Here is a 10731-nt window from a genome sequence, read left to right on the forward strand (position 1 = left end):
TTCCTCCTTTCCTTCTTCATGACTGATCTAGTGGTGTTAGGTCAATTTCTCCTCTAGCATGTCAAAGATATCGTCCATTTCATCCATTTCAAGGTCTGCAGCCGAGAAGTCACTTGGCGTAAATTCTCGCTCTTGATGCGCTAAGCAATGAGTGATGATGGATCTGATTTTCTCCTTCAACAATGCGATGAACTGCTGTATCGTTTGTTCTTCATATTCACTTGCACAATATGAGCACGACAGAATGAATTGATTGTGCTGAACAAGACCGCTGAGGTTCAGCTTATAAACAGCTTCTGATTCAGGGCTTGCTTGACGGCCCATATCATAGGTTGAGGGCCCAAAGAGTTCTGTCGTCACTTCCTGATCAATCTGCCCGAGATAGTTCAAGCTGATTTCAGGCTGCACGTGTTTGACTGACGGTTCGGATGGTGTCATGTATCTTAAAATACCGTAACCAATCCCCTTATTCGGTACACGCCGCAGCATCTCTTTCGTTCCTTTAATAGCGTCTGCAATGGTCTGATTCGGTTTCGCTTCAAGAACGACTGGATACATGCTCGTAAACCAGCCAACTGTGCGGGATATATCTAATCCTGATAAAATGTCCTCTCTTCCATGACCTTCAAGCTGTACATGTACATGAGATTGACCTGTCCATTCCTGAACGGCCAGCCCGAGCGCACATAGAAGAATATCATTCATTTCTGTTGTGTACGGAAGATGGATATTCGTTAACAGATGCTCGGTTTCTGCTTCTGTCAGCTGCATTTTGACCGCTTTCGTATCCGCGACTTTTCTTTCTTTTACTTCATGGTCAACAGGTAAAGTCGTAAACGGTCTATTTTCAATCGCCGCCCAATACTCCTTCTGGTTTTTTAGCAGCTGCGACTGCGCGTATCGTTCAACCGCTTCTGCCCATTCTTTGAAAGAGTGCGTTTTTGGCGGCAGAACCATCGTTTCTCCTTTTTCTGCCTGATGATAAAGAGACATAAAGTCTTCTAGTAAAATCCGGCAAGAAACGCCGTCAATCACAAGATGATGGGTGATGATGAGTATGTGATCACCGTTTTCTGTATGGAAACAAATCACTTTCATCAATGGACCTTTTTCAAGATTCAGTTGACGCTGATACTCATTGGCGTATGTTGAAATCGCCTGTTTCACATCTTGCGCTTTTGAAACATCACAAGAAATAATTGAAAATGGTTCTGATAGCTCCCGCTGATTGTATTGCAGAATGTCATCATGCTCCTGTCTGAACACCATGCGCAGTGCATCATGATGTGAGAGTAGTCTTTGCAGAACTTGTTCTGTGACAGCCAAGTCAAACCCTTTTGGCGCATGAAGCATCATTGATAGATTCCAGTGGTGCTGGTGATCAAAGTTACGCTCAAAGAACCAGCGCTGAATCGGTGTTAAAATGACTTCCCCTTCCACAGGTGATTGATCAGCTGTGAGAATATCCGCTTCTTCGATATATGGGCGAAGCTCCGCAATCGTTGGGTATTGGAAAAGCAGTTTCATATCGAGCTTCCAGCCTTCTTGCGTGAGTCTGCTTGCCATTTGGATGCCTTTAATCGAATCTCCGCCAAGGAAGAAGAAATGGTCGTGAATACCAACTTGGCTGACGCCAAGCACATCTTCCCAAATGCCGCAAAGCAGTGCTTCCACTTCATCTCTTGGCGCTTCGTATGCTGTTTGATTCGCTTCCATATCAGGTGCTGGCAGTGCTTTGAGATCCACTTTGCCATTTGCCGTCATCGGCAGTTGGTCTAGCTTGATGATCCATGATGGCACCATATAGTCAGGCAAGGTGCGCTTTAAGCTTTCTTTCAAAGTGGCCGCTTCTTCATCTGTGATGGCGTAAGCGACAAGAGCGTCTTGATCACTTGCGTCTTTGACCGTTGTCACGACGGCTTCTTTCACTTCATTTAGCGCAAGGAGCTGCGCTTCAATTTCTGATAGCTCAATCCGGAATCCGCGGATGTTCACTTGATGGTCTTTTCTACCGAGATAGATCAGCTCGCCATCCTCTGTCCATTTCACCAAGTCGCCTGTACGGTACATGCGCTCTCCAGGATAAAACGGATCCGGGACAAACCGTTTGTCCGTTTCCTCTGGGAGATTCCAGTAGCCTCTTGCCAGTCCTTTCCCCGCAATTACGAGCTCACCCGGTACGCCTTGCGGCGAGAGGTCATATAACGAACCCATAATGTAAAAACGAGTATTGGCAATCGCTGTTCCGATAGGAAGCGTGCCTTGATCTGGATCAATGATCCCGCTTGTCGCCACGACCGTATTTTCTGTTGGGCCGTAGTTATTGACGAGTTTGTATGGAACGGGCTTCACCTGCTTTAACTTGTCCCCGCCTGTCAGTAAGTAACGGAGAGAATGATTGTCCATCGACATAAACTGCTCACATAGCTGTGTTGGCAGGAACGCAATGGTGATGCCTTCGTCATTGAAATACGTATTGAGCTTGATCATATCGAGGCGAATCGCTTCGTCGATGATATGGAGCTCTGCGCCCGCCATCCACGTCGGGAACATCTCCCAAATGGAGGCATCAAAGCCAAAGCCGGCATATTTGGCGGTTCGGTCTTGTTTCGTCACCTGGAAAGCATCATTGTGCCAAAAAGCAAGATTGACAAGAGACTGATGCTCGACCATGACACCCTTCGGCTGTCCAGTCGTTCCAGATGTGTAAATCATATAAGCGAGATCCATTGGTTTGATAGGAACATGAATCTCGTGTGCTTCTCCTTCTACTGCCTCTTCTATGAAGAGGGTATGACCTGTGAATAAAGGTGGTGCAGTGAGCCCATTCTGAATCAGAAGGACCTCTGCCCCGCAATCTTCCAGCATATAAGCAATGCGCTGCGCTGGATAATCGGCATCAATCGGCACAAATGCCGCACCTGCCTTGAGAACTCCGAGAACAGCGGCTGTCATCTCAAGCGATGGACGTGTGAGAATGCCGATGCGGTCTCCCGGTTTTGTGCCGCTGGAAATGAGTCTTGCGGCGACTGTATTCGCCCGGTTGTTCAGTTCTTCATACGTCCAGCTTGTGCCGCAGAAGGCGGCGGCTTTTTGATGAGGTACTTCCTGTGACTTCGCCTCAATCAATGCATGAACCGTTTGATCTGTCGGGACATTTAGGACAGGTCCTGACCAATCATCAAGCAGATGTCGCTCTTCTTCTTTTGTTAAGATGGAGATGGTCGAGATCGACTGATTCAATTTCGCAAGCATTTCGTCTATGATTCGCTCAAAATATTGACTCCATCGCTGAATGGTACTCTTTTTAAATAATGCCGCTGCATATTCAAAGCGCAAGCCCACTTGATCTTGTTCCTCAAAGACACCGAGCGTTAAATCAAATTTTGCCTGAACGGCTTCTTGCTGTTTGTGCGAAAGCGTAAGTCCATTCAATTCCGGTAACGTCAGATCACGCTCATCCGTTGTCATCATGACACTAAACAACGGGTTGCGGCTCGTGTCTTTCGGAAGGTCTAACTGCGCGACCAAATCCTCAAATGGGAACCCTTGATGTTCATAAGCTGATAGATTGTGATCTCTTATTTTTTCTAGCAGATGCTCTGCAGTTTCTTCTAACTGAACGTCATGTCGAAGGGCCAGTGTATTCACAAACATGCCCGGAATCCGTTCGATTGACGCATGTGTACGTCCAGCCGTTACAGCCCCTATGACGATGTCATGCTGCCCAGTCAATTTATGAAGGAGAATGGCAAAGGCCGTTTGCATCACCATGTTCAAGCTCACATTTTTTTCAGCCATGAGCGCTTTGATATGCTGCGCCTTTTCAGCAGACAGCCATCTATCAACCCGATCTCCTGCAAATGACTGCACACTAGGCCGCGGAAAATCAAGCGGAAGTGCTAAGTCTTCTGGCGGCTGTGCATATTGCTCCAGCCAATACTGCCGCTGTTTTTCAAGTGCTGCTTGCTGCTCTTCCTCTTGCTGCCATACCGCATAATCCTTGTAGTGCAACTGAACTGGCGGTAACGTCTTATGCTCATACAACTCCGCTAATTCTTGAATAAGTAGCCTGCGTGTCACTCCGTCTGCGATGATATGGTGCATATCCATCATGAACACATATTTGTCATCAGACAGCTTTGCCACTTTCGCCCTCATTAGAGGTGCTTGATGTAATGAGAATGGTGTCATGAAGTTGTCTACGACGGATTGTACCTGATCGCTTTCTACTTCAACCATCTGTAACGTAAACGGCACACGGCGATAGATTTTTTGGACGGGACTGCCATCAATTTCAACAAAGGCTGTCCGCAATGACTCATGTCTATCAATTAAAGCTTGAATCGCTCCTTCTAGCTGCTTCAGATCAAGGTTTCCTTCCATCATGAAAACGGCTGGCATATGGTAGGTGACAGATTCTGGATGCAGCTGCTGTAATACGTACATTCGCTTTTGTGCGGAAGAGACTGGATAGAAATCTTGCTTTTCCGCTGGCTGAATGGATGTGACGAGCGAAGCATCAGCTTCTTCCAAATAGGCAGCTATCGCCCGTATCGTTGGCTTTTCAAAAAGAACCTTGAGTGGAACATGCTGATTCAGTTTGGCTTGCATTTTCGAAATGAGCACCATGCCTTTCAGAGAATGGCCGCCTAATTCAAAGAAATGGTCATCAATGCCGACTTTTTCAATCTCAAGAACATCTGACCAAATATCACAAAGCGTCTGCTCAAGCGCCGTTTCAGGTGCTGCGTGTGCCGTGCGGTTCATATGTGCCTCATGAGGAAGCGGCAGAGATTTTGCATCTACTTTTCCGTTTTGTGTCAGCGGCATATGATCCACTTTGACAAAATAAGTAGGAATCATGTAATCCGGCAGCGTCTCTGAAAGCTTTTCTCTAAATGTCAGCGTTCCAATGTGATCAGGTGCTGTATAATATAACGCCAGCTCCGGTAAACGAGATGTTTTGATCACTTTGACATACACTTTTTGAATGGTTGAAAGGGCACGTGCGGCATGCTCAATTTCTTGTTTCTCAATTCGATAGCCGCGAATTTTCACTTGATCATCTACTCTTCCAAGGAATTCAATCTCCCCATTTGCATGCTGTCTGACCAAATCTCCCGTTCGATACATCCGCTCTTGAGGGAAATAAGGATTTTCAAGAAAACGCTCTGCTGTTAATTCAGGCTGATTCAAATAACCTCTTGAAACACCATCACCTGAAATATAAAGCTCCCCCGGTGCACCATAAGGAACAAGGCGCTGCTTGCGATTGCATACGAGCGCTCTTGTATGAGCAATAGGCTTTCCGATGATAGAACGCTCCTTTAAAGCGTCCAGCTCATGCGGTGTCATTAGCTTGCTCACTGTACCAATCGTTGTTTCTGTCGGACCGTAATGGTTCATCACTGCCACGCATGGATGCTGTTTCATAAATGTCTCAACATCTTCAGAGACAATCGGTTCTCCTCCCAATACCACAAGCCGTAAAGCGTCAAATGTATGCCCCTTCGAATCTGCCATCATATGAAATAAGGATGGTGTCATTTTGATATAAGTCAGCTCTTGTTCATCAATAAAACGCATGAGACGTACAGGGTCTGTATACACGTCTTCATGAGGAATATAGAGTGTCCCGCCTGCTTTTAGAACCGGGAAAATGCTTGTGTAACCAAGGTCGTATGCATAAGAAGACAGGAGTGCCGTTCGATCGCATTCTTGTAAAGTCACTTCATGTGTCAACCAATTGACGTAGTGTGATAGATTACGATGCGTGAGCTGTACACCCTTTGGCTTCCCTGTTGTTCCAGATGTGTAAATCACATAAGCCAGTTGATCAACCGATACGTCCGGCAGGTCTAGAGAATCGTTTCGTTGGACGGCTTTCTCCACATGTACGACCTGAATCGACTTGAGATGCTGATACGAATCGCCAAGAGACTCATTTGCCACGATGACTTTTGCCCCTGAATCTTTTAATGTGTAACGAATACGTTCCGCAGGAAAAGTTGGATCAATTGGTACAAATGCACCGCCTGCTTTCATTACACCTAGCATGGAGACAATGACATAGACAGAGCGATCAAGAATAAGTGCGACTGTGCTTTCTTTCTCTACGCCTTGCATCTTCAGCTCACTGCAAAGAGCATTGGACATGTGATCTAGTTCACGGTAGGTCAGCTTCCTTTCACCATCCATCACCGCAATGGCATCAGGCGTTTCCATGGCTTGACGTGAAAATTGCACATGGTACGGCTCATGTTGACCTGTTTGTTCCCCATCCCTTTTCTCCAACCGCTCCATTTGCTCATGCTGATCCAAGAGGTTGAACAAGCCAATTTGTTCATTCGGATGCTGGACCGCCTCACGAATAATCGCAAGAAGATGTGTTCCGAACCGGCGGATGGTTTCCTCTTTAAATAATGCCGTTGCATAGTCTAGGCTTAGTTTTATTTCTCCCTCACGTTCAAATGCTTCTAGAGACAGATCAAATTTGACGGATCGGTGCTGCATTGCATAAGGCGAAATGTTCAGATCGCCGAGCTTTAGTGCAGGAACATCCATGTTCTGCATATTAAACGAAACACTAAAGAGCGGGCTTCGGGTTGTATCACGATCAAGCGGTAGACGCGCGATTAACTCTTCGAGCGGATAGCTTTGATGTGCAAAAGCATCTACACTCGTTTCTTTTATTTCTTCAAGCAGCTGTAAAAATGACTTTGTTTGTTCCGGTTTCCCGCGCATCGCAATGGTATTGATGAACATCCCCGGCATGTCCTGAATATCTGGATGTGTTCGCCCCGCAACAGGAGATCCGACAATGATATCTTCCTGTCCACTGTAGGATGCGAGCAGCACTTGAAATGCAGATAACAAGAACATGTACAACGTCGTATCTGTTTTCTTGAGCAGCTCATGAATACGCTGAGTTGTCGCTTGATCACAGCCAAACATCACCCGTTCTCCAGAAAAATCACGTTCCACTGGACGCGGGTAGTCTGTCGGCAAATCTAAAACCGGTACATCTCCTTGGAATTGTTTCAGCCAATACGCTTCATGTGCACGCTGTTTCTCTGTTTCTTCTTCACTTAACTGCCAGACAGCGTAATCTTTATAATGAATGGCTCTTTCTGCAAGCGGTTCTCCATCATAGGCTTTCGCCAAATCCTGAATGAACGTCTTCATGGAGCTGCCATCTGTAATCAGGTGATGTGCTTCCAGAACTAAAAGATGACGGTCGTCACTCACTTTGAGCAGCTGTGCCCGCAGGAGGGGAGCGGCTGTCAAATCAAACGGCGCCTGACGTTCAGCAAGAAATGCCTCAGCCTCTTCTTCCTTTACATCATGGACAGGGAGGTCAAATGCCGCTCGTTCATGTACCCTTTGGACGATGTTCTCGCCTTTCATATGAAAACTCGTTCTTAAAATTTCATGCGTTTGAATCAATTCATCAAATGCTGAGGTGAGCCGCTGATGATCGAGCGTACCTTCAAGCGTTAAGACGATCGGAATATGATAGTTCGTACTCTTAGGTTCAAGTGTTTGTAAAATGTATAAGCGCCGCTGAGCTGATGACACTGGATAGTCCTCCGCCTTCGCTGCGGGTAAGATCGGATGTCCTTGTTCTTCTTGACCGTCCTGGTCAATGTATGACGCAAGCGATCGAACCGTTGGCTTTTCGAATATCACTTGAATCGGAACTTCCTTTTGGAACACTTCTTGGATTTTGGCTGACATCATCATTGCTTTGAGTGAATGTCCGCCAGTCATGAAGAAATGCTCATCTATTCCCACCGCTTTCCCAAGCAGTTCCTCCCAAATTTGAGCAAGCGCCTTTTCCGTCTCGGTTTCAGGTGGAATGATCCTGATTTCTTCACGATCAGCTTCGTCAGGCGTTGGTAAAGCTTTTCGATCAACCTTTCCGTTTGTGGTAAGCGGAAAAACATCTAGCTTCATGACGTGATGAGGTACCATATATGCTGGCAGTGCTTGATTAAATAGAGCCCGCACTTCTTCTTCCGTGATCGTTCCCGTATAGTAAGCGGTCATTTCTTTTTCTTCTGAAGGAGACTCATGGATAAGCACAACCGCATCATCGATCCCCGTCTCTTGTTGAAGAATCGTTTCAATTTCACCGAGCTCAATACGGAAACCACGGATTTTCACTTGATCATCTGTCCGTCCGAGGAATTCGATTTGACCATTTGAACCGTACCTAGCCAAATCTCCTGTTCGATACAAACGCCCTTCTGCCTTGAAAGGATCAGCGATAAATGCTTGCTTTGTTAATTCTGGACGATGGAGATATCCTCTTGAGACACCGTCTCCGCCAACATACAGCTCTCCTGGCGCGCCAATTGGCTGAAGTCTTTGATTGTCATCTAAAATGTAAGCGGACGAATGATTGATCGGCTGACCAATTGGAATCGTACCCGTTTCATCCCCTCTCACCTCATAAATGGTCGAGATGGTGGTGTTTTCTGTTGGGCCGTACGCATTCAGTAAAACAAGTGATGGATGATTTTTCTTCACAAGCTCTGCACTTTTCACATTGATCACATCACCGCCTGTGATCAATTTGGACAGTCCCTTAAACATATGCGGTCGCTGCTGAGCGAGTTGATTAAACAAACCAGTTGTTAAAAAGAGCGCCGAGATTTGATTCGTTTGGATAAAGCGTTCAAACCGGTTGATGTCTAATAACGTGTCACGGTCAACAGGATAAAGCGTTGCACCGTTCAGCAGTGTGGTGAAAATTTCAAAAGTAATGGCATCAAAGCTGACTGCTCCTGTATGTGCCATACGATCCGACTTGTTCAAGCCCAGTGTCTCCTGAGAACATGCCAATCTGACAATATGCTGATGCTCAATTTGAACCCCTTTTGGCTGGCCGGTTGACCCCGACGTGTACATGATATACGCCAATTGCGAAGGAGAGGTCTCGACTTCGAATGGTCCGTTGGAATGATTCGATATGTCCGACACACGAACGGCTTGGATACTTTCATGAACTAGCGGCTGGCTGTCCGCATAGAGCAAAACGGATGCGCCGCTGTCTTCAAGCATAAAGCGAATTCTCTCCTCTGGCTGGGCTGGATCAATTGGTACATAAGCAGCCCCTGCTTGAAGAACCGCTAAAATGGCGATTACTGCTTCAGCAGATCGATTCATATACACTGCGACGGCATCTTCTTGTTTCACTCCGCTATCAATCAAATATCCCGCAACACGATGGATTTCTTGGCCGAGTTCTTCATAGGTAAATGCCCGCTCTCCTTCGACTAACGCCAGATGGTCTGGCTGCGTTTGAATGCGTTCTTTAAGAAGCTCAGGAATAGACAGATGCTTTGGATAATCTCGTTCTGTCTTGTTCCATGCTTCAATCTGCTGTTTTTCTTCTTCAGTGATACACGTCACGTCATGAAGGCGAACTTCCGGATTCTCGATGATCTGCTTCATGAGGTTGGTCAGGTGTTTCGATATTTTTTCAATGACCTCTTCTTCAAAAGCCACCGCATTGTATTTGATTTTCAATGTCCATGTTTCACCTGGATATACAAGGACATTTAGATCGAAATTCGTTTGTTCAAATCCGTCTTTTACATCAATGGAAAACCCTAGACGTTCCGACATGGTGTCACCAGATAGCTCTTGATCTAAAGGATAGTTCTCAAACCCGACCAAGTGATCGAAGAGTTGTCCTCCTGCAGCTGTCTGTTGCTGAATGTCATAAAGCGGCATAAAATCATAGTTTTCCGCTTCCAGCGCATGCTGCTGAACTTTTTGAAACAGCTGTTTGAAGGTGTCTTCCTGATTCATTTCTACCCTGACCGGTATTGTATTGATAAAAAGCCCTGCCATCTGTTCTATACCAGCCACACTTGGCGGCCTGCCAGATACGACTTTTCCGAAAGTGACATCATGTGCCGCATGGTAAGTGCCTAAAAGAACCGACCAAACAGCCTGGAATAGATTTGGTGCTGTCACTTGGCAATTCCTTGCGATCTCTTGAATGGTGCTGACCATTTCAGCATCCCATGTGAACGTCCATTCCTGATGGTCATATTGTCCGTTCGCTTCTTTTTGCTGCAAAAGCCCTTGATGCTGAATCGCACCATCTAAGCGATCCTTCCAATAGCCTTCCGCTGCTTGTTGATTTTGCTTGCCAAGCCACTGAATATAATCTGCATAAGGTTTTCCTTGTGAGCGATCCGGCGTTTTGCCGTTCCGATAAGATTCGTAGTAATGAAACAATTTTTTCATCAAAACTCCCATGGACCAACCATCCATGATGATGTGATGGTTGCTCCAAATGAGATGCCAGTTTGTTTCATTCAGTTGAAAAACAGCGACCTTCAATAACAAATCATTCGTTAAATGGAAGCCTTGCTTTCTCACTTGCTTTTTATATTGATCTAGTACCTTTTGCTGTTCCTGATGATTCAGGTGAGATAGATTCTCTCTATACACATCTAGATTGCGCTCTGCCAGTACAACCTGACGCGGCTTCTGTAATTGCTGATAGACAAAGGCTGTACGGAGAATGTCATATGTGCCGATGAGCTCATTGAGACTTTTTTCAAAAAGATCGAGATCAAACTCCCCTCTTATTCCAAGCTCCAGCTGTGTGAAATAAGAGGACGAATTAGGGTCTAGCATGGCATGATATAACATACCTTCTTGCATTGGTGTTAAAGGATATACCTTTTGAATCTTCTGTTTGCTCAT

General features: G+C 45.9%; 1 protein-coding gene. It reads right to left on the minus strand.

Annotation, left to right across the window (positions count from 1 at the left end; translation table 11 throughout):
- Positions 1–36: 36 nt before the first annotated feature.
- On the minus strand, positions 37–10731 hold the full coding sequence (locus MHH23_RS19425) for a non-ribosomal peptide synthetase (RefSeq protein WP_340960097.1): 10695 nt from the start codon (positions 10729–10731) through the stop codon (positions 37–39).

The organism is Bacillus sp. FSL K6-3458, from assembly GCF_038005045.1.
Lineage (GTDB): Bacteria > Bacillota > Bacilli > Bacillales > Bacillaceae > Bacillus > Bacillus altitudinis.

Bases quoted from the DNA above. Each gene is read 5' to 3' on its own strand.
- MHH23_RS19425 (WP_340960097.1), bottom strand. From the start codon at position 10,731: ATGAGCAAACAGAAGATTCAAAAGGTATATCCTTTAACACCAATGCAA.